The sequence below is a fragment of the Baekduia alba genome, assembly GCF_028416635.1.
In the GTDB taxonomy this organism is placed as follows: domain Bacteria; phylum Actinomycetota; class Thermoleophilia; order Solirubrobacterales; family Solirubrobacteraceae; genus Baekduia; species Baekduia alba.
Window position 1 is genome coordinate 904,688 of the sequence record NZ_CP114013.1, and the last position, 18,881, is coordinate 923,568.

19 protein-coding genes and 1 tRNA gene are annotated in these 18,881 nt (G+C 72.8%); 9 read left to right on the top strand and 11 right to left on the bottom strand.

Annotated features, from left to right (window positions below; genetic code table 11):
• Positions 1-17: 17 nt before the first annotated feature.
• A complete protein-coding gene (locus DSM104299_RS04400) occupies positions 18-497 on the bottom strand; it encodes an anthrone oxygenase family protein (RefSeq protein ID WP_272476075.1) in 480 nt (159 codons plus the stop codon).
• Positions 498-519: 22 nt separating this feature from the next.
• On the bottom strand, positions 520-1,368 hold the full coding sequence (locus tag DSM104299_RS04405) for an NmrA family NAD(P)-binding protein (protein ID WP_272476076.1): 849 nt from the start codon (positions 1,366-1,368) through the stop codon (positions 520-522).
• 81 nt (positions 1,369-1,449) lie between these two features.
• Here DSM104299_RS04405 and DSM104299_RS04410 point away from each other — a divergent pair, with 81 nt between their 5' ends.
• Positions 1,450-2,382 (top strand): AraC family transcriptional regulator, encoded by a 933-nt coding sequence (locus tag DSM104299_RS04410; RefSeq protein WP_272476077.1) that lies wholly within the window; start codon positions 1,450-1,452, stop codon positions 2,380-2,382.
• Between the two features lie 90 nt (positions 2,383-2,472).
• On the opposite strand, the gene DSM104299_RS04415 is transcribed toward DSM104299_RS04410, so the two are convergent.
• The 3 genes from DSM104299_RS04415 to DSM104299_RS04425 all read right to left on the bottom strand — a co-directional run bounded on the left by DSM104299_RS04415 (position 2,473) and on the right by DSM104299_RS04425 (position 4,004).
• A tRNA-Sec gene (locus DSM104299_RS04415) sits at positions 2,473-2,564 on the bottom strand.
• 6 nt (positions 2,565-2,570) lie between these two features.
• A complete protein-coding gene (gene selD, locus DSM104299_RS04420) occupies positions 2,571-3,596 on the bottom strand; it encodes a selenide, water dikinase SelD (RefSeq protein WP_272476078.1) in 1,026 nt (341 codons plus the stop codon).
• Positions 3,597-3,605: 9 nt separating this feature from the next.
• Complete coding sequence (locus DSM104299_RS04425) at positions 3,606-4,004, bottom strand: rhodanese-like domain-containing protein (RefSeq protein WP_272476079.1); 399 nt, start codon at positions 4,002-4,004, stop codon at positions 3,606-3,608.
• A gap of 73 nt (positions 4,005-4,077) precedes the next feature.
• On the opposite strand from DSM104299_RS04425, the gene DSM104299_RS04430 reads away from it, so the two are divergent.
• The 5 genes from DSM104299_RS04430 to DSM104299_RS04450 all read left to right on the top strand — a co-directional run bounded on the left by DSM104299_RS04430 (position 4,078) and on the right by DSM104299_RS04450 (position 9,793).
• A complete protein-coding gene (locus DSM104299_RS04430) occupies positions 4,078-4,800 on the top strand; it encodes a hypothetical protein (RefSeq protein WP_272476080.1) in 723 nt (240 codons plus the stop codon).
• A gap of 16 nt (positions 4,801-4,816) precedes the next feature.
• Positions 4,817-6,910, top strand: coding sequence for an MMPL family transporter (locus DSM104299_RS04435; protein WP_272476081.1), 2,094 nt, complete (start codon positions 4,817-4,819; stop codon positions 6,908-6,910).
• A 72-nt stretch (positions 6,911-6,982) separates the two neighbouring features.
• Positions 6,983-7,405, top strand: coding sequence for an SDR family oxidoreductase (locus tag DSM104299_RS04440; RefSeq protein ID WP_272476082.1), 423 nt, complete (start codon positions 6,983-6,985; stop codon positions 7,403-7,405).
• A 95-nt stretch (positions 7,406-7,500) separates the two neighbouring features.
• Positions 7,501-8,490, top strand: coding sequence for an acyl-CoA desaturase (locus DSM104299_RS04445; RefSeq protein WP_272476083.1), 990 nt, complete (start codon positions 7,501-7,503; stop codon positions 8,488-8,490).
• Between the two features lie 343 nt (positions 8,491-8,833).
• Positions 8,834-9,793 carry a metal ABC transporter substrate-binding protein gene (locus tag DSM104299_RS04450; RefSeq protein ID WP_272476084.1) on the top strand — a complete coding sequence of 320 codons (960 nt, stop codon included), beginning with the start codon at positions 8,834-8,836 and terminating at the stop codon, positions 9,791-9,793.
• An 11-nt stretch (positions 9,794-9,804) separates the two neighbouring features.
• Here DSM104299_RS04450 and DSM104299_RS04455 read toward each other — a convergent pair whose 3' ends face one another.
• Genes DSM104299_RS04455 through DSM104299_RS04465 form a run of 3 tightly spaced genes read right to left on the bottom strand, consistent with a single transcriptional unit; the run spans position 9,805 to position 13,411 of the window.
• Positions 9,805-11,049 (bottom strand): acyl-CoA dehydrogenase family protein, encoded by a 1,245-nt coding sequence (locus DSM104299_RS04455; protein WP_272476085.1) that lies wholly within the window; start codon positions 11,047-11,049, stop codon positions 9,805-9,807.
• Entirely contained in the window at positions 11,046-11,867 is an 822-nt protein-coding gene (locus DSM104299_RS04460) for an SDR family oxidoreductase (RefSeq protein ID WP_272476086.1), read from the bottom strand. Before DSM104299_RS04460 ends, DSM104299_RS04455 begins: the two co-directional genes overlap by 4 nt.
• Positions 11,864-13,411 carry an AMP-binding protein gene (locus DSM104299_RS04465; protein ID WP_272476087.1) on the bottom strand — a complete coding sequence of 516 codons (1,548 nt, stop codon included), beginning with the start codon at positions 13,409-13,411 and terminating at the stop codon, positions 11,864-11,866. Before DSM104299_RS04465 ends, DSM104299_RS04460 begins: the two co-directional genes overlap by 4 nt.
• Before the next feature lie 87 nt (positions 13,412-13,498).
• Here DSM104299_RS04465 and DSM104299_RS04470 point away from each other — a divergent pair, with 87 nt between their 5' ends.
• Positions 13,499-14,548, top strand: coding sequence for a phosphotriesterase family protein (locus DSM104299_RS04470; RefSeq protein ID WP_272476088.1), 1,050 nt, complete (start codon positions 13,499-13,501; stop codon positions 14,546-14,548).
• On the opposite strand, the gene DSM104299_RS04475 is transcribed toward DSM104299_RS04470, so the two are convergent.
• Both DSM104299_RS04475 and DSM104299_RS04480 read right to left on the bottom strand, forming a co-directional pair.
• The gene (locus DSM104299_RS04475) at positions 14,472-15,107 is read right to left on the bottom strand and encodes a TetR/AcrR family transcriptional regulator (protein ID WP_272476089.1); all 636 of its coding nucleotides are present in this window, start codon (positions 15,105-15,107) and stop codon (positions 14,472-14,474) included. The two genes, DSM104299_RS04470 and DSM104299_RS04475, sit on opposite strands and share 77 nt — an antisense overlap.
• Before the next feature lie 32 nt (positions 15,108-15,139).
• Positions 15,140-15,601, bottom strand: coding sequence for a MarR family winged helix-turn-helix transcriptional regulator (locus DSM104299_RS04480; RefSeq protein ID WP_272476090.1), 462 nt, complete (start codon positions 15,599-15,601; stop codon positions 15,140-15,142).
• 87 nt (positions 15,602-15,688) lie between these two features.
• Between DSM104299_RS04480 and DSM104299_RS04485 the strand changes: the two genes are divergently transcribed.
• A complete protein-coding gene (locus tag DSM104299_RS04485; protein WP_272476091.1) occupies positions 15,689-17,173 on the top strand; it encodes an MFS transporter in 1,485 nt (494 codons plus the stop codon).
• On the opposite strand, the gene DSM104299_RS04490 is transcribed toward DSM104299_RS04485, so the two are convergent.
• Positions 17,145-17,909: a hypothetical protein gene (locus tag DSM104299_RS04490; RefSeq protein WP_272476092.1), complete on the bottom strand. Its 765-nt coding sequence runs from the start codon at positions 17,907-17,909 to the stop codon at positions 17,145-17,147. The two genes, DSM104299_RS04485 and DSM104299_RS04490, sit on opposite strands and share 29 nt — an antisense overlap.
• An 83-nt stretch (positions 17,910-17,992) precedes the next feature.
• On the opposite strand from DSM104299_RS04490, the gene DSM104299_RS04495 reads away from it, so the two are divergent.
• Positions 17,993-18,802, top strand: coding sequence for an SDR family NAD(P)-dependent oxidoreductase (locus DSM104299_RS04495; RefSeq protein WP_272476093.1), 810 nt, complete (start codon positions 17,993-17,995; stop codon positions 18,800-18,802).
• The last annotated feature ends 79 nt before the right edge of the window (positions 18,803-18,881 follow it).

Genomic DNA, 18,881 nt, shown 5'->3' on the forward strand with positions numbered 1-18,881 from the left:
CGAGTATGGCGGATCGATCACACCAACAACGCGCCCAGGTACGCCGCCGCCGCGCCGATCGAGGCCGCGCCGCGCATGTGGTTGGCCCAGTTCCACTTGTCCAGGTAGTCGTGCCAGTGCGCGGCCGCGCCGGCGGCGTGGGGCTGGACGTCGGCCAGCTCGTTGTTGAGCGGGACGTGGTGGGCGACCGTCAGCACGAAGGCGCCGACCAGGTACAGCGCGCTGCCGGCGACCAGCAGCGTCGCGCGCGTGTCGCCCCAGTCCAGCACGCCGCGCACGCCCAGGTACAGGCACAGGAGAGTCGTGCCCATGAAGGCGATCATGAACGCCGGGTGCTCGGCGGTGACGTTGATCTCGTTCATCGCCGCGATGCCGTCGCCGGCCGGCAGCCGCTGCAGTCCGGGCATGACGAACGAGGAGAACGCGTAGAAGACGCCGCCGACGAGGCCGGCGCCCAGGACGCCGGCGAAGGTGGTGGCGAGCAGGGTGGTGGACATGGTGGTCGCTCCTTCCGTCCGGCTACGCATGCCAGACACCGGTCGCGGCGGTGTCGGCGGCGAACGCGCCGAAGTCGCGCGGCGGCCGGCCCAGGGCGCGCTGCACGCCGTCGGTCGTGTGCGCGTTGCGCCCGTCGAGGACCTCGGCGAACAGGTAGGACAACAACGCCAGGGTGTCGTCGTCGACCCCGGCGCGGACGAGCTCGGCTGTCCACTCGTCGAGCGGGACCGACACGTAGGACAACTCGCGGCCGGCGGCCGCCGCGATCTCGGCCACCGCGTCGGCGAACGTGAGCAGCCGCGGGCCGGTGACCTCGTAGACCTCGCCGGCGTGGCCGTCCTCGGTCAGCGCCGCGACGGCGACCGCCGCGATGTCGTCGGCGTCGACGAACGGCTCGGCGATGCCGTCGACCGGCAGCGCGACCGTCCCGCCCAGCACGGCGTCGAGCAGGAAGCTCTCGCTGAAGTTCTGGCAGAACCAGGCGGCGCGGACGATCGTCGTCGGGACGCCGGCGGCGCGCACGACCTCCTCGGCGCGCTGGGCCTCCTCCTCGCCGCGGCCGCTGAGGAGCACGAGGCGCTCGACGCCCTCGCGGGCGGCCAGCGCGGCGAACGCGCCGACGGTCTCGCCGGCGCCCGGCACGGCGAGGTCGGGGAAGAACGACACGTACGCGGCGCGCGTCCCGGCCAGGGCGGGCGCCCAGGTCGTGGCGTCGTCCCAGTCCAGCGGCGGCGTGGCGGAGCGCGAGCCGGCACGGACCGGGACGCCGCGGCGGGCCAGCTCGGCGGCGACGCGCCGGCCGGTCTTGCCGGTGGCGCCGACGACGAGCGTCGGCGCGGTGGGGGTGGTGGTGGGGAGCTCGGTGGTCATGGACAGCATGAAACCGCCGTGCGATGAGACGGTCCATGGCTCAAAGTCGCCGATGCATGCGCGAGCGTCTACAGTTGCGCCATGGACTCCGTCGCCGGCCTGCTCGACGGACCGCGCGCTCGCGGTGCGTTCCTCCTGCGCTCGGTGCTCGACCCGCCCTGGTCGATGCGCATCCAGGACGAGGCGCCGCTGACGCTCGTCGCAATGGTCCGCGGCGCGGCGTGCGTGCTCCCCGACGACGGCGAGCCCTTCTGGATGCGCGCGGGCGACGTCGGGATCCTGCGCGGCCCGGATCCGTACGTCGTCGCCGACCGGCCGGAGACCGCGCCGCAGGTCCTGATCCTGCCCGGGCAGCGCTGCCTGACGCCCGACGGCCAGGAGCTCACCGAGATGTACGACTTGGGCGTCCGGACGTGGGGCAACAGCCCGGACGGCGAGACGGTCATGCTGACCGGGACCTACCAGCTGAAGTCCGAGACGAGCCAGCGGCTGCTCGACGCGCTGCCCGCGCACCTCGTGCTGACGGGCGACAGCTGGGAGAACCCGTTGGTGGGGTACTTGGCCGACGAGATCGCCAAGGACGAGCCCGGCCAGGAGGCCGTCCTCGACCGCCTGCTCGACCTGCTGCTCATCGCCGTCCTCCGCGCCTGGTTCGCCCGCGACGAGGCCCAGGCGCCCGGCTGGTACCGCGCGCAGGGCGACCCGGTCGTCGGCCCCGCGCTCAAGTTGATCCACAACAACCCAGCCCAGCCATGGACGGTCGCGAGCCTCGCCGACGCGATCGGCGTCTCCCGCGCCGCGCTCGCCCGCCGCTTCAACGCGCTGGTCGGCGAACCGCCCATGACCTTCCTGACGACCTGGCGCCTCAGCCTCGCGGCCGACCTCCTCCGCGAGCCCGGCGCCACCGTCGGCTCCGTCGCGCCCCAGGTCGGCTACTCCTCCGCCTTCGCCCTCTCGACGGCCTTCAAACGCGTCCGCGGCATGAGCCCGGCCGAGCACCGGGCCGCGGCATAAGTCCCGTCCCGGCACTACGGTCGCCGGGGTGGTTCTGGGCCCTGGATCGTCGTGGCTCCAGGCGCGACGAGGCGGCGCCCAGAACCAAAACGGAGCGGCGAAGGAGTCGAACCTTCCCGGCGCGTTTGCGGCGCCGCCAACGGCTTTGAAGGCCGTTCGGGGCACCGGCCCCGGGCCGCTCCATGGAACTACCGGACGGTGATGGTGCCAGGCGTGCCGTCGAGGAGGCGGCCGACGACGATGCCCGGGACCTCGGCGGCGCGCGCGGCCGGCAAGGCCACCAACAGACCGCCGGACGTCGTCGCGTCGGTGATCAGGCGCGCGCGCCAGGGCTCGACGCCAGCTCCGACGGTCGAGAACGTCGCCGCGTACTCGGCGTTGCGCGCGCTCCCGCCCGACACCGCGCCGTCGGCGCGCAGGAGCGCCTCGACGCCGTCGATCGCCGGGACCGCCGCCGCGTCGACCTCCGCCGCCAGGCCGCTCTCCCGCGCGACGTTGTGCAGGTGCCCCAACAACCCGAAGCCGGTGACGTCGGTCATCGCGTGCGCGCCCGCGGCCAGGGCCGCCTCCGACGCGCGCGCGTTGAGCTCGACCATCACGTCGACCGCCGCCGCGACCAGCTCCGCGCCCGCCGCGCCGCGCTTGGCCGCCGTGACGATCGCGCCGACGCCGAGCGGCTTGGTCAACACCAGCACGTCGCCGGCCTGGCCGCCCGCGTTGGTCACGATCCGATCCGGGTGCACCGTGCCGGTGACCGCGAGCCCGTACTTCGGCTCGTCGTCCTTGATCGAGTGGCCGCCGACGACCGACGCGCCCGCCTGCGCGACGACGTCGAGCCCGCCGCGCAGGATCGCGGCGAGCACGTCGGGACCGAGCTGCTCGAGCGGGAACGCCACGACGTTCATCGCGGTGATCGGCACGCCGCCCATGGCGTACACGTCGCTCAGCGCGTTGGCGGCCGCGACGCGACCGAAGTCATAGGGGTCGTCCACCAGCGGCGTGAAGAAGTCGATCGTGTGGACGAGCGCGAGGTCGTCGGTCAGCCGGTAGACCGCGGCGTCGTCGCCGGTCGGCGTGCCTACCAGCAGGCGCGGGTCGTCCTGCGCGGGCAGCGTTCGGACGATCGGCAGCAGGTCGGCCGCCGCGAGCTTGCACCCGCAGCCCGCGCCGCCCGACAGCGACGTGAGCGGGACGGCGGCGGGGGAGGAGGCCATGGCCCGAGGCTACCCGCGCGGCGCCGGCTCGACCGGGAGCCCCGCGGCGCGCCACGCCTGGAACCCGCCGTCCAGGTCGGTCGCGCGCGCGAACCCGAGCTCCTGCAGCGTCGCGGCCGCCAATGAGGACTGATAGCCCTCGTTGCAGACGACGACGAGCCGCGCGTCGAGGTTCTCGCTCAGCCGCGGGTCGGCGTGCGACGACGCCGGGTCGACCCGCCACTCGAGGACGTTGCGGGGATGCCAGATCGCCCCCGGGATCGCGCCGTCCTGCGCGCGCTGCACGTCGGAGCGGATGTCGACGAGCACCGCGTCGCCCCGCTGCGCCGCCGCGGCCGCCGCGTCCGGGCCCAGCCGCTCCAGGCGCCCTCGGGCGGTGGCGAGCAGGTCGTCGATCGTGGTGCGCATGGACGACATGATCGCCCGCTTCGAGAAATGCTCCTGTTTGCAATGCCGCCACCGCTCCCCTAGCGTTGGCGCGATGCGTCGTCTCGGGCTGGGTCTCCTCGTCGTCGCGCTGGCCGCTGCCGGCGCACTGGCCGCGATCGCGTTCGGCCAGGGCGACATCGTCCCGATCAAGATCAGCGCGACCGTGAAGGTCACGCCGAACAAGGCCGGGACGCCGCGGCACCCGCAGGGCGTGAGGATCGACGCGCGCGCGAACATCTCGATCCCCGACGACTACGACCCGCCGCTGGTCCAGACGGTGGACATCTGGTTCCCGAAGGCCGGCAACTACAACGGCGGGAAGTTCCCGACGTGCGGCGAGGCGGCGATGGCGCACCATGGCGTCTCCGTCTGCCCGAAGGGCTCGATCATGGGCCACGGCCGCGCCAAGGCGCGCGCCGACACGGTCTTCACCTACCCCAAGATCACCGTGGTCAACGGCGGCGCGACCAAGGTGTACTTCTACGTCGTGCTGCAGGTGCCGGCGCGCGTCGCCCAGCCGGTGGCCGCGGACATCTCCAAGTTGTCCGGGAACCCGCGCTGGGGCTACCGCCTGCACGCCAAGATTCCCCGCAACCTCCAGATCGTCGCGGGCATCCCGCTGCGCTACGACTCGATGCACCTGCTCGTCGGGCGCGGGGACTGGATCGCGACCACGAGCTGTCCGCGCGACCACCGCTGGCGCTACCACGCCGAGGCGGCGTTCGACACCGGCCAGGTCGTGAAGTACGACGGCAGCGTCGGCTGCCGGTCCTGAGGGTCCTTTCGCGCCGATGCTGGCCGCGCTGCACGGGTGGGTCGGGCGCCACCGCGTCGTCGTGCTGCTCGCCTGGGTGGCGCTGACCGCCGCCTCGATCCCGCTGGCGCTCAAGCAGTCCGACCACCTCACCGGCGGCGGCTTCGCGGTCGACGGCTCGGACTCCCAGCAGGTCGAGCGCGAGGTGCTGGCCGCCGTCCCGGTCGACTTCCGCCCGGCGACCCTCGGCGCCGTGCTCGTCGCGCCCAAGGGCACGCCGCTGCGCGACTACCGCGCCGCGATCGCCGCCCTGCGCGCCGCGGCCGGCCCGACGCCGCACGTGGCGTTCGTGTCGCAGGCCAGCGACATCGGCCTCTTCTACGCGCGCACGAAGCCCGGGCGGCCGGTGGTCATCCCGCTCCTGCTCGACGCCGACGAGTACCACGCGCCCGACGTCGCCAAGGAGCTGCGCAAGCGCCTGCACCTCGCCGACGAGGGCGGCGGCCGCTTCGGCGGCGTCCAGCTGCACCTCGTCGGCTCCGGCGCGCTGTGGGCCGGGATGGTCGACCTCACCAAGGACGACCTCGCGCACGCCGAGCGCGTCGGCTTCCCGATCGTCGCGCTGATCCTGCTCGTGGTCTTCGGCGCGCTCGCCGCGGCCGCGCTGCCGCTGGCGATCGGCGGCGTGTCGATCCTGATCACCGGCGCGCTGATCGCGCTGCTCGCCCGCCATGTCGACCTGACGTTCTACGTCCCCAACATGGCATCGATGATCGGCCTCGGCGTCGCGGTCGACTACTCCTTGTTCGTCGTCGTGCGCTTCCGGGAGGAGCTGCGCGACGGGGCCGATCCGGTCACGGCCCGCGCGACCGCGATGGCGACCTCCGGCACCGCCGTGCTGTTCAGCGGCGTCGCGGTCGTCATCGCGCTCGCGGCGCTCCTGCTCGTCCCGACCGCGGCGATCCGCTCGATGGCCGTCGGGGCCATCATGGTGGTCCTGGTCGCGATGCTCGCGTGCGCGACGTTGCTGCCGGCGCTGCTGGCCGTCCTCGGGCGCCGGATCGGGCCGGCCAAGCCGAGCCCGGGCGCGTTCCGGCGCTGGAGCGTCGTCGTCACCGGCCACCCGAAGCTCGCGCTCGGCGCCGCGCTGGCGATCCTGCTCGCGCTCGCCGCGCCCGCGCTCGGCCTGCGCACCGGCGACGGCGCGCTGCGCCAGTTCCCGAAGGACAACGAGACGCGCAAGGGCTTCGACGCCGCCCGCGCGGTCCGCGGCCCCGGCGACGGCGCGCCGCTGAAGGTCCTCGTGCGCGCGCGCGACCTCAACCGATCGGTCGCCATCCTCCGCGCCGACCCCGAGGTGACCAAGACCGGCGTGCGCACGCGCACGGCCGACAAGCGCTGGATCTTCCTCGTCGTCACGCCGCGCCACGACGCCGACTCGCCGCCGGCCAAGGCGCTGGTCGAGCGTCTGCGCCGGACGCTGCCGCGCGGCAGCCTCGTCGGCGGCGACACCGCCGCGCAGGTGGACTTCAACCACGCGATCCGCGGGTCGCTCTGGAAGATCGGGGTGTGGATCCTCGCGGCGACGTTCGTGTTGCTGGTGGTGATGCTGCGCGCGATCCCGCTCGCCCTGCAGGCCGTCGTCGCGAACATCCTCAGCGTCGCGGCGAGCTTCGGGGTCCTGACGCTCGTCGAGGTGACGACCAAGGACGGCGGCTACGTCGACACCGTGACCATCCCCATCATCCTGGCCGTGGTCTTCGGGTTGTCGATGGACTACGAGGTCTTCCTGCTCAGCCGGATCAAGGAGCGGCGCGCGGCCGGGGCCGACACCCGGACGGCGGTGCTCGAAGGCATCGCCAGCAGCGGCCGGACGATCACCGGAGCGGCGCTGGTGATGGTCGCCGTCTTCGCGTGCTTCGCGCTGACCGGCGTGCCGGTGATCGCGCAGATCGGCCTGGGCGCGGCGGTCGCGATCGCGGTCGACGCGACGCTCGTCCGGCTCGTGCTGGTCCCGGCCGCGATGACGCTGCTCGGCGAGAAGTGCTGGTGGTGGCCCGGCGGCGGCGGTGGTCAGCGCCGGGTCGCCCGGAGGACCAAGGGCGCCGCCACCCCGGCCGCGAGCGCGTAGGCGCGATCGTCCTCGAGGTCACGTCCACGGAGCAGACCTCACTGCAAATCGTTTGGAGATTCAAGGCCGCGCATGGCGCACGTCACCATGGGACGACTCGACGACAAGATCGCCGTCATCACCGGCGCGGCCGGCTCGACCGCCCGCCGCTTCGTCGCCGAGGGCGCGCGCGTGGTGCTCGCCGACCTCGACCAGCAACGCCTCCAACAGCTCGCCGGCGAGCTCGGCGGACCGGCCAGGTCCTCGCGGTCCCGACCGATCCGCGTCAACATGCTCCATCCCGGCCCGGTCGACAACGCGTTCCAGCATCGGATCGAGACGACCGCCACCGGTCGGGACGAGGCCTCCGCCAACGCCATCTTCGACGGCATGATCCCGCTCGGCCGGCACGCGCGCGCCGACGAGGTCGCCGCCGCGGCGCTCTACCTCGCCTCCGACGAGAGCGCCTTCCTGACCGGCGCGACCGTCCCGCTCGACGGCGGGATGTCGATCTAGCGCGGGCGTAGTTCGATGGGGTGGGGGGTTAACCCCCGTACGGCCCGCCCGAGCGCCACAGCGCATTCGTCGGGCCGAACTGGGAGGGTGTGGCCATGACGCCCACCGGCACCTCTGCCCCTGAGCGCCCGACGACCGCTGCCTCGGACCCGCCGAACGCCGTCACCGACGGTCCCGGCCCCGAGGACACGCAGCCGACCGCGCACGAGACCATCGATCGCATCGCGACCGGCACGGTCACGGTCGTCCCGTTCCTGGCCCTGTTCCTCGTGGCGTGGCAGGCGTGGGGCGGCTGGCTGCACTGGAGCGACGTCGCCGTCTTCTTCATCGTGTACATCCCGCTCGGCCTCGGGGTGACGGTGGGCTTCCACCGCCTCTTCACGCACCGCAGCTTCAAGGCCAAGCCGTGGGTGCGCGGGATGTTCGCGATCCTCGGCTCGATGGCGATCGAGGGTCCGATCATCAGCTGGGTCGCCGACCACCGCAAGCACCACGCGTTCTCCGACAAGCCGGGCGACCCGCACAGCCCGCACGCCCACGACGGCGTCCTGCGCGGGCTCTTCCACGCCCACGTCGGCTGGCTCTTCATCCACACCGAGCGCGCCAACCGCGAGCGCTACGCGCCGGACCTCATGAAGGACCCGATCGTCTCGTGGGTCGACAAGACGTTCGTCCTGTGGGTCTTCGCCGGCCTCGCGATCCCGTTCGCGCTCGGCTGGCTGATCGGCGGCTCGCTCGCCACCGCGCTCACCGGCCTGCTGTGGGGTGGCGCGGTGCGCATGCTCGTGCTGCACCACGTGACGTACTCCATCAACTCGCTGTGCCACTTCTTCGGGCGCAAGCGCTTCAACGTGGACGACGAGTCGCGCAACCTCGCGTGGCTGGCGCCGTTCTCGTTCGGCGAGTCGTGGCATCACAACCACCATGCCTTCCCGACGTCGGCCCATCACGGCCTGCGCTGGTACGAGTTCGACATCTCTTCGCTGACGATCCGCGGCATGAAGCGGCTGGGCTGGGCCTACGACGTCATCGAGATCTCGCCGGAACGCCAGGCCAAGAAGCTCGCCGAGGGCCACGCGGTCTAAGGCAGCGCGGGCTCCGGCTCGCGCGACGGGACCGGGTTCGGGCAGTGCCGGACGCGCCAGCGCCAGGCGGCGCCGACGCGATCGCCAGCACGATCGCGGCAACCACCAGCACGTCGTCGTAGGAGCCGGTCGCGTCATAGGCACTGGGTCGGGGCGACGACGCTGAAGTCGACCAACCCGAACAACAACGCGAACGCGATCAGGGCCGGGCCACCGGCCAGGAAGTACAGGGCGACGAACGACAGCCCGCGCGTGCCGTAGCGGCCGGCGAGCAGGAGACGGTTGTCGACGCGGTCGGCCAGGGCCGGCTGGCAGGCGATGTGATAAGACTCATTCTCATCTTATGCGCCGTCGTCCGCTTCTCGCCTTCGCCCTCCTGGGCGTCCTCGTCCTCGCCGCCGCGGGCTGCGGCTCGTCGGGCTCGTCGTCGGCCAAGCCCGGCGCCGTGGACGTCGTCGTGACCACCACGCAGCTCGGCGACGTCGTCCGCGCGATCGGCGGCGACGCGGTCGACGTGCACCAGATCCTCAAGCCGAACACCGATCCGCACGACTACGAGCCGCGGCCCAAGGACATCCAGGCGACGGCGGGCGCGAAGCTCGTCGTGACCAGCGGCGACGAGCTGGACGCATGGATGGGCGACGTCATCGAGAACGCCGGCGGCGACCCGACCGTGCTCGACGCGGGCGCGGGCCGGCCGGTCGCGCTGCCCGGAGAGACGTCGGGGCCTGAGGCGTCGCGCTTCGACCCGCACTGGTGGCACGACCCGCGCAACGTCGAGTACGCGGCGACCAGGATCCGCGACGCGCTGGCGAGGGCCGCGCCGGCCAAGACCGCGGAGATCGACACCGGCGCGACCCGGTACCTCGACCGGCTCACGGCGCTCGACGCCGGCATCGCCAGGTGCATGGACGCGGTCCCGGCCGCCCAGCGCAAGCTCGTCACCGACCACGACGCCTTCAACTACTTCGCCCGGCGCTACGGGATCGACGTCGTCGGCGCGGTGATCCCGTCGCAGACGACGCAGGCCCAGCCGTCGGCCGGCGACCTCGCCGACCTCACGCGGACGATCGAGCGCGAGCACGTCAAGGCGATCTTCCCCGAGTCCTCCATCAACCCGAAGCTCGCCGACGCGATCGCGCGTGAGACCGGCGCGTCCTCGGACCTCACGCTCTACGGCGACACGCTGGGCGCCGCGGACTCGGCCGGCGCGACGTACGTCCGGATGGAGGCCGCCAACGCCGACGCGATCGTCCGCGGCCTCACCGGCGGCGCGCAGCGCTGCCGGATCGCCGGGTTGTAGGCCTACAGGCGCTACGCCACGCTCGCGGTCTCGCGGACCTTGCCCTCCCAGCGCCGCAGCTCGCGCTGGGCGATCGTCCGCTTGTGGACCTCGTCGGGGCCGTCGGCCAGACGCAGCGTGCGCTGGTGGGCCCACATCGAGGCGAGCGGGAAGTCGTCGCTGACGCCGCCGCCGCCGTGGACCTGGATCGCGCGGTCGATGATCTTCAGCGCGACCTGCGGCGCGGCGACCTTGATCGCCGCGATCTCGACGCGCGCGTGGCGGTTGCCGACCGTGTCCATCAGCCAGGCGGTCTTCATCGTCAGCAGCCGGATCATCTCCAGCTCGATCCGCGCCTCGGCGATCCAGTCCTGGATGTTGGCGTTCTCGGCGACCGGCTTGCCGAACGTGGTGCGCGACAGCGCCCGCTGGCAGAGCAGGTCCAGCGCGCGCTCGGCCATCCCGATCGACCGCATGCAGTGGTGGATGCGGCCTGGGCCGAGGCGGGCCTGGGAGATCATGAAGCCCTCGCCCTCACCGGCCAGCAGCGCGCTGGTCGGGACGCGCACGTCCTCGAAGACGACCTCGGCGTGGCCTTCGCGGTCCTGGTAGCCGAAGACCGGCAGGCCGCGGACGATCGTGACGCCGGGGGCGTCGATCGGGACCACCAGCATCGACTGCTGCTGGTGCTTGGGCCCGTCCGGGTTGGTCTTGCCCATCACGATCAGCACCTTGCAGTTGTGGTGCAGCGCGTTGGATGTCCACCACTTGCGGCCGTTGATGACGTACTCGTCGCCGTCGCGCTCGATGCGCGTCTCGATGTTGGTGGCGTCGGACGACGCGACCGCCGGCTCGGTCATCGCGAACGCTGAGCGGATCTCGCCGTCGAGCAGCGGCCGCAGGTAGCGCTCCTTGTGCTCGTCGGTGCCAAAGAGCGTGAACACCTCCATGTTGCCGGTGTCGGGCGCGCTGCAGTTCATGGCCTCGGGCGCGAGGTGCGCGGAGCGGCCCATGATCTCGGCCAGCGGCGCGTACTCGGCGTTGAGCAGGCCGGGGGATGGGAGGGTCTCATCTCCGTGTGGGTGGAACAGGTTCCACAGGCCGCGCTCGTGCGCGTCGGCCTTGAGCTCCTCCAGGACCGGCGGGTGGAAGTGCGGGTCGCCGGCCGCGCGCATCTGCTCCTCGTACACCGCCTCGGCGGGGTAGATGCGCTCGTCCATGAACGCGTTCACGCGCTCCTGGTACTCCTTGCAGCGGTCGGTCAGCTCGAAGTTCATGATGATGTCGATTCCGTGATGGTGGTTTGGAGGCGGCGCATGCCGCGCAGCCAGCGGTCGTAGTCGTTGGCCTTGCGCTGGAAGAAGTCCAGCACCTGGGGGTGGGGGAGGATCAGGAAGGTCTCGTCGCCGATCGCCGCGAGGACGCGCGCGGCGACGACCTCGGGCTCGAGGATCTCGCCGGCGGCCGCGACGGTGCGCGCGCCGAGCGCGGTGGCGTCGTCGTCGGCGTCGAGGCCCTCGTTGAGCATGTTGGTGTTGACGCCCATCGGGCACAGGCAGCTGACGCGGACGCCGCGGTCGCCGTAGGTGACCGACAGCCACTCGGCGAAGGCGACCGCCGCGTGCTTGGTGACCGAGTAGGGCGCGGCGCCGACCTGGGTCAGCAGGCCGGCGGCGCTCGCGGTCGTCACGAAGTAGCCGCCGGTGTCGCTCGCCAGCCACCCGGGCAGCAGGAGGCGCGCGGCGCGCACGTGGGCGAGGACGTTGACCTGGAGCGCGGCGTCCCAGTCGGCGTCGTCGTGGCCGAGGCCCTGGGCGCCGCCGATGCCGGCGTTGGCGCAGAAGACGTCGACGGGTCCGTAGGCGGTCTCGGCCAGCGCGATAAGCGTCCGCAGCGCGTCGGTGGAGGCGACGTCGGCCTCGGCGCCGACGGCCCGCGTGCGGTCCCCGATCGAGGCGGCGACGGCCGCGGCGCCCGCGCCGTCGCGGTCGGCAACGACCACGCGCGCGCCCGCCTCGGCCAGCGCGCGGGCGACCGCGGCGCCGATCCCGCCCGCGCCGCCGGTGACGATCGCGACCTTGCCGTCGACGTTCACGCGCCGACACCCGCGCCCGCGCCCGCGCCCGCGCCGGCCTGCGCCGACGCGGCGCGCACGGCGTCCGTGTCGATCGCGCGCTTGAGGATCTTGCCGGTCGGGCCCTTGGGCAGCGCGTCGACGACCTGGAAGAGGCGCGGGACCTTGTAGGCCGACAGCCGCTCCTTGGCCCAGGTGCGGAACTGCGCGGCGTCGAACGTCGCGCCCGGCGCGAGCGCGAGCACCGCCGCGACCTCCTCGCCGAAGTGCTCGTCGGCGATGCCGACGACGGCGACCTCGACGACGTCCGGGTGCTCGTAGAGCACCTCCTCGACCTCGCGCGGGTACACGTTGTAGCCGCCGCGGATGATGAGGTCCTTGATCCGGTCGACGATGCGGATGTCGCCGTCGGCGTCCTCGGTGCCGAGGTCGCCGGTCTTCAGCCAGCCGTCGGGCGACAGCACCTCGGCGGTCGCCTCCGGGCGGTTCCAGTAGCCGGACATGACGACCGGGCCCTTGACGTGGACCTCGCCGACCTCGCCGATCGGGACCTCGGCGCCGTCGGCGCCGCGGATCTCGACCGCGCAGCCCGGCAGCGCGATCCCGACGCACGACGCCTTGCGCTCGCGGTGCAGGCCGTTGAAGGTCGCGGCGCCGGTCGTCTCCGACAGGCCGTAGCCCTCGAGGATCTTGCAGGCGAAGCGCGTCTCGAACGCGTTCATGACCTCGGCGGGCATCGCGGCGCCGCCGGACGCGGCGAGGCGCAGGCTGGCGAAGTCCTCGGGGCTGGCGTCGCCCGCGGCGTGCAGCAGCGCGTTCCACATCGTCGGGACGCCGGCCATCATCGTGAGGCGGTCGCGGCGCAGGAGGTCGAGGAGGTCGCCGGCGTCGAAGCGCGCGAGCACCGACAGCGACGCGCCGGCGGTGAGCGTCGTGCTCATCACGACCGCCTGGCCGAAGACGTGGAAGAGCGGCAGCGCGGTGCCCATCCGGTCCTCGGGGGTGACCTCGAGCACCTCGATGAACGTCCTGGCGCAGGCGATCAGGGTGCCGTGCGTGAGCTGCGCGCCCTTGGGGCGGCCGGTCGTGCCCGAGGTGTACAGGATGACCGCGTTGTCGTCGTCCTCGGTCGGGTGCGGGGCGTCGAGCGACGCCGCCGCCTCGAACGACACGAGATCCCCGTCCAGCGCCCAGAACGGCACGTCGAGGGCGGAGGCCGACTCCTGCGGCGCCGGCTGCACCTCGTGCCAGCCGAGGACGAGCTTGACGCCCGCGTCGTCGCCGACGTACTCGAGCTCGTGGCGCGTCGACATCGTGTTCGCGGTCACGGCGACGGCACCGGCCGCGTGGCTGCCGTAGTAGGCGCCCGCGAACTCCGGGACCGAGGGGGCGACGAGCAGGACGCGATCGCCCGGGGCGATGCCGGCGGCCCGCAGCCGCGCGGCGACGGCGGCTGCGCGCTCCTGCACCTTCCCGTACGTCCACGGCTCGCCGGCGCCGCGGATCGCGACGCGATCCGGCTCGGCGGTCGCGTGGTCCCAGGCGGCCTGGGCGGCGTTGGACATCGGGTCTCCTCCTGTGCTGATGCGTGACCGAAGGTCCATTCGTACTAAGACTTGAGGTCGGATTCAAGTTCAGGTACGGTCGCCCGCATGTCCCGTCCCGTCCCCGTCGTCGGCGGCGCCGTGGAGTCATCCGCGCTGGGCCGCACGCTCATGCACGAGCACATCTTCGTCCGGACGCCGGAGCTCCAGGAGGCCTGGCCCGGGTTCATGGGCTTCGCCGACGAGGACGCCGTGGTCGCCGACGCCCACGAGAAGCTGAAGGCCATCAAGGCGTCGGGGATCGACACCATCGTCGACATGACCGCGCCCGGCCTCGGCCGCCAGGTCAAGCGGGTCGCGCGCGCCGTCGAGGGCACCGGCCTCAACGTGATCGTGGTGACCGGGTACTACACCTACACCGACCTGCCGTTCCCGATGAAGTACAACGGGCCGGGCCGGTTCGTCAACACCGATCCCGACGACGCGTTCCTGGTCGACCTCTTCGTGCGCGACATCGAAGAGGGCATCGAGGGCACCGACATCAAGGCCGGCGTCGTGAAGTGCTGCACCGACGAGCCGGGCGTCACGCCGGACATCGAGCGGCTGATCCGCGCGGTCGCCAAGACGCACCTGCGCACCGACGTGCCGATCATGACCCACACGCACGCCAAGTCGCGCCGGGGCCTGGACCAGCAGCGCATCCTGGCCGAGGAGGGCGTCGACCTCTCACGGGTGCTGATCGGTCACAGCAACGAGACGTCCGACGTGGAGTACCTGGTCGAGATGATGGAGGCCGGGTCCTACCTCGGCTTCGACCGCTGCGGGCTGATGGTCGACCATCCGCTGGCCGACCAGCAGGAGACGCTCGTCGAGCTGTGCAAGCGCGGCTACGCGGGGCAGATCGTCCTGTCGCAGGACCGCCACTGCTACTCGGACTGGCTTCCCGAGGACGGCGTGCTGGCGATGCTGCCCGACTGGCACCACGGCTTCGTCCAGCAGTCGCTCATCCCGGCGCTGCTCGAGAACGGCGTGACGCAGGAGCAGGTCGATCAGATGATGCTGAAGAACCCGGTCGACTTCTTCAGCGCGCGGCGCGCCGGCGCCGCGCCGGCGCCGCAGGCACCGGCAGCCGAAGGGCATTCGCCCACAGCCGCGTGAGCGTGGCGACCAGGACGTCCTGGTCGACGTGGTCGCCGAGGACGTAGACGGAGTTGGCCATGCGGCCGACCATCGCGCTGAGCGCGCGGGCCGCGAGGACCGGATCGAGGTCGGGGTCGGCGAGGCCGCGCGTCTGGAGGTCGCGGATCGAGCGCGCGTTGCGCTCGGCGAAGAGCAGGCCGCGGCGGCGACGCAGCTCGCGGACGTCGTCGTCGATCGTCGCGACCTGGTCGAGCAACCGCATCAACTTGGCGTTGCGCTCGTAGGCGGTGAGGTACGCGCGGTTGCTGGCCTCGATGACCGCGATCGGATCTTCGTCGTCGACGACCTCGCGGACGTGGGGGTGGAGCATCTCCTCTTGGGCCTCTTCGAGGACCGCGGCGAAGATCTCCTCCTTGTTCGTGAAGTACGTGTAGAACGACCCGGTCGAGCAGCGGGCCTCCGCCGTGATGTCGGTGAGGCGGGCGTTGAGGTAGCCGTCGCGCTCGAAGACGGTGCGCGCGGCGGCGACGAGCGCGGCGCGGGTGCGCTGGCCGCGGGCGGTCGGAGGCGTCTTCACCGCGCCGGTTCTACTTGAACCTGGCGTCGGGTTCAAGTGCGGGGATCGCGCGCGTTGATCCGCCGGACGATCGGGGTCGCCTCGTCGAGCAGCGTGCGCAGCTGCTCGTAGCGGTCAGCGCCGAGGGCGTCCCGGAGGCGATCGTCGAACGCGGCCTCGCGGCGGTTGCCGTCGGTGCGGGCCTTGGTCCCGTCGGGCGTGATGTGCAGCGCGACGCCGCGCCCACCTGCGAGCCGGCGCTCGAGGTAGCCGAGCTTCTCCAGCCGTCCGGAGACCTGGCTGATCGCCTGGGGCGTCTTGGGCGTGCGGCGCGCGATCTCGGCGACGGTGATCCCGGGCTGGCTGTGGACGAGGTCGAGGATCCCGATGCCCGCGCTGGTCAGCGGGGAGTCGGCGAGCTCGGCCTCGCTGAGCAGCGTCGTGAGCGTCGAGAGCTCCCAGAGCAGGTGGGGGAGGCGGTGGGCCCAGTCGTGGTCGGCGGCGGGATCGGTCACAGCGCTGCGCATCGTATCGACTCCGAGGCAAGTTCTTGTGAAAACAAGAACTTGTGATCGCAAGGTCTTGTGTTAGCCTGGCCCGCCATGACCTCCTCCCCTTCCTCCTCCCCCGATGCCCACAAGCGGTGGACGCTCCTCGCCGTCTGCCTGGGCACGTTCATGTTGTTGTTGGACGTGACGATCGTGATCGTCGCGCTCCCGGACATCCGCAACTCGCTCGACGCGAGCTTCTCCGACGTGCAGTGGACCGTCGACGCCTACTCCTTGTCGCTGGCGGCGCTGCTGCTGCCGGCCGGGTCGCTGGCTGATCTGTACGGCCGGCGGCGCCTGTTCGTGATCGGGCTCGCGGTGTTCACCGTCGGCTCGCTGCTGTGCGGGCTGGCGCAGTCCCCGCTGATGCTGACGCTGTGCCGCGCGGCGCAGGGCGTCGGCGGCGCGACCATGTTCGCGACGTCGCTCGCGCTGCTCGCCCAGACCTTCCACGGCCGCGAGCGCGGGGCCGCGTTCGGCGTCTGGGGCGCGGTCGCGGGCATCAGCACCGCGGTCGGGCCGGTGCTCGGCGGGCTGCTCGTCAGCGGGCTCGGCTGGCGCTGGATCTTCCTGGTGAACCTGCCGGTCGGCGCGTTCGCGATCGCGATCACGCTGACGAAGGTGCAGGAGTGGCGGCCGCCGCACGCCCGGCGGGTCGACGCACCGGGCTTCCTGGTGTTCACGGCCGGGCTCGTGAGCCTGGTGTTCGGCCTGATTCGCGCCAGCGACGACGGCTGGGGCGACACGGTCGTCGTCGCCTGCTTCGTCGCGGCCGGCGTGCTGCTGGCGGCCTTCCCGCTCGTCGAGCGCCTGCGGCGCGAGCCGATGTTCGACCTGTCGCTGTTCCGCAAGCCGACGTTCGTCGGCGGCTCGATCGCGGCGTTCGGGATGAACGGGTCCTTGTTCGCGATGTTCCTGTACTTGGTCCTGTACCTCCAGGACGTGCAGGGCTACGACGCGCTGCAGAGCGGCGTGCGGCTGCTGGTGGTGACGGGCGCCACGCTCGTGACGGCGATCCCGGCGGGGCGCCTGTCGGCCCGCGTGCCCGCGCGCTGGCTGATCGGGCCGGGGCTGCTGCTGGTCGGCTCCGGGCTGCTGCTGATGCGCGGGCTCGACGCGTCGTCGTCGTGGACGCACCTGATCCCGGGCTTCATCGTCGCCGGGCTCGGCTCGGGCATGGTCAACCCGCCGCTGGCCTCGACGGCGATCGGCGTCGTGCCGCCGCAGAGCGCCGGGATGGCCTCGGGCATCAACACCACGTTCCGCCAGGTCGGGATCGCCACCGCGATCGCGGCGCTCGGCTCGATCTTCGCGACGAAGATGAGCGGGGCGACGCCGGCGACCGCGGCGGCGACGTACGCCGACGGGCTCAACGAGCTGCTGCTGATCACGGCGCTCGTGGCGCTCGTGTCGGGCGCGTTGTCGTTGGTGTTGATCCGGCAGCGGGACTTCGTGGTGCACGGGGCGCCCGAGGCGGAGGCTGCGTCGGCGCCGGCGGCCGCCGAGCCCGCTACAGCCCTGGCGGGTGGCGGACGGTGAAGCCGCGCAGGTTGCGCGGTGCCGTCTGCCAGCGGGAGCCGAACGCGCCGGCGCGGCCGGACGTGTCGAAGCGCAGGCCGGCGACGTACATGAAGGTGTGGCCGGCGTTGGCGTAGATCGTCACCCACTTGCCCGGGCCGGGCGCGCCCCAGCGCGCGAGCTGGCCCGAGGTGAGCGGGGCGCTGAGCAGGCCGGCGGCGGCGAGCGCGTAGGAGACCGACGCCGAGCAGTCGTAGGCGGTGTCGACGAACGACGCGTGGCCGCCGCCGTAGACGTAGGGGAACCGGGCGATCGCGTTGCCGCCGGCGAAGATCGCGGCGACCGCGGCCGGGACGCCGTCCGGGACCTCGACGTTGCCGCCCTTGGTCAGGCCGGGGCGCCTGGTGCTCTGCCGCTTGGCGTGCTTGAGCGCCTGCTCCATCTCGCGCAGCTCGGCGCGGATCTCGGCGTCGCTGGGCGCGCCGGGGGAGACGGTGGACTTCAGCTTCTCGGCGGCGGGGACCGCGTCGGGGCTCGGCGCCGCGTGGACGCCGTTGACGCCGGCGGGGAGCGGGAAGGCCTCGGCGGCCTCGCTGTCGCCGACCTTGGGCGTGGTGGCCGCCCTGGCGGGCTTCGGCGCGACGATCCGGGCGGTCTGCTGTCCGCTGCCCTCGGGCTGGGAGGCGCTGCCGCAGCCGGTCGCGCCGGCGAGCGCGGCGGCGAGGACGAGCAGCGAGGCGAGCGGGCGGCGGACCATCTCCCCGATGGTCGGCACGGTGCGGCGGGCCTTGACGGCGAAGTCGCCGATGAGGTCGCGGGCGCGCGCCGGTCCAACCGGGCATGACCTCCTCCTCCTCCTCCTCCTCCTCCTCCTCCACCGCCATCGTCACCGGCGGGTCGCGCGGCCTCGGCCGCGGGATCGCCGCCGCGCTCGCCGCCGAAGGGCACCGCACGATCCTCGTCGCCCGCGATCCGCACGACCTCGCCGTCGCCGCCGAGGCGATCGCGGGCGACGTGGTCGCCGAGCGGCTCGACGTGGCCGACGAGGGCGCGGTCGACGCGCTGATCGCGCGCGTCGGGACGATCGACGTCCTCGTCAACGCGGCCGGCGCGCCGCCGGTGCTGAAGACGCCGGACCGGATGTCGTGGCAGGAGTGGCGGCGCCCGATCGACGTCGACGTCCGCGGCGTCTTCAACCTGGCCCGTGCCGCGGCGCCCGCTCTGGTGGACGGAGCGACCGTCGTCAACGTCGCCTCGGGCGCGGTCGTGGCCGGGACCCCGCTGCACGCCTCCTACGCCGCCGGCCAGTCCGCGTTGCTGTCGTTGTCGCGCAGCCTCGGCGCGTGGCTCGCGCCACGCGGCGTCGCGACCCACTGCCTCGCTCCGAGCCTGACCCTCGCCGGCGCCGCCGGCCGCGCCGGCGCGACGACTTTCGGCGCACCCGCGGGCCTGACCGCCGAGGAGTGGTTCACCCGCCGCTTCGGCTCCGAGATGCTGACCGCCGAGCAGACCGGCGCCGCCGTCGTGACGCTGACCGCCGAACGCGAAGGCGGCGACTGGGTCCTCGGCTCCTTCGGCCTGCACCGCTGGTCGCCGCTGGTCGCACCGGAGGTCACCGACTGGTCGGGGCCCCGGGTGGCGACGGGCTGAGACGGCGCGTCGCGCGGCCGGCGGCGGCGGCGCGCAGCTTCGCGTGCAGCCCTTGGCGCAGCGGATTGGCGTACTTGTA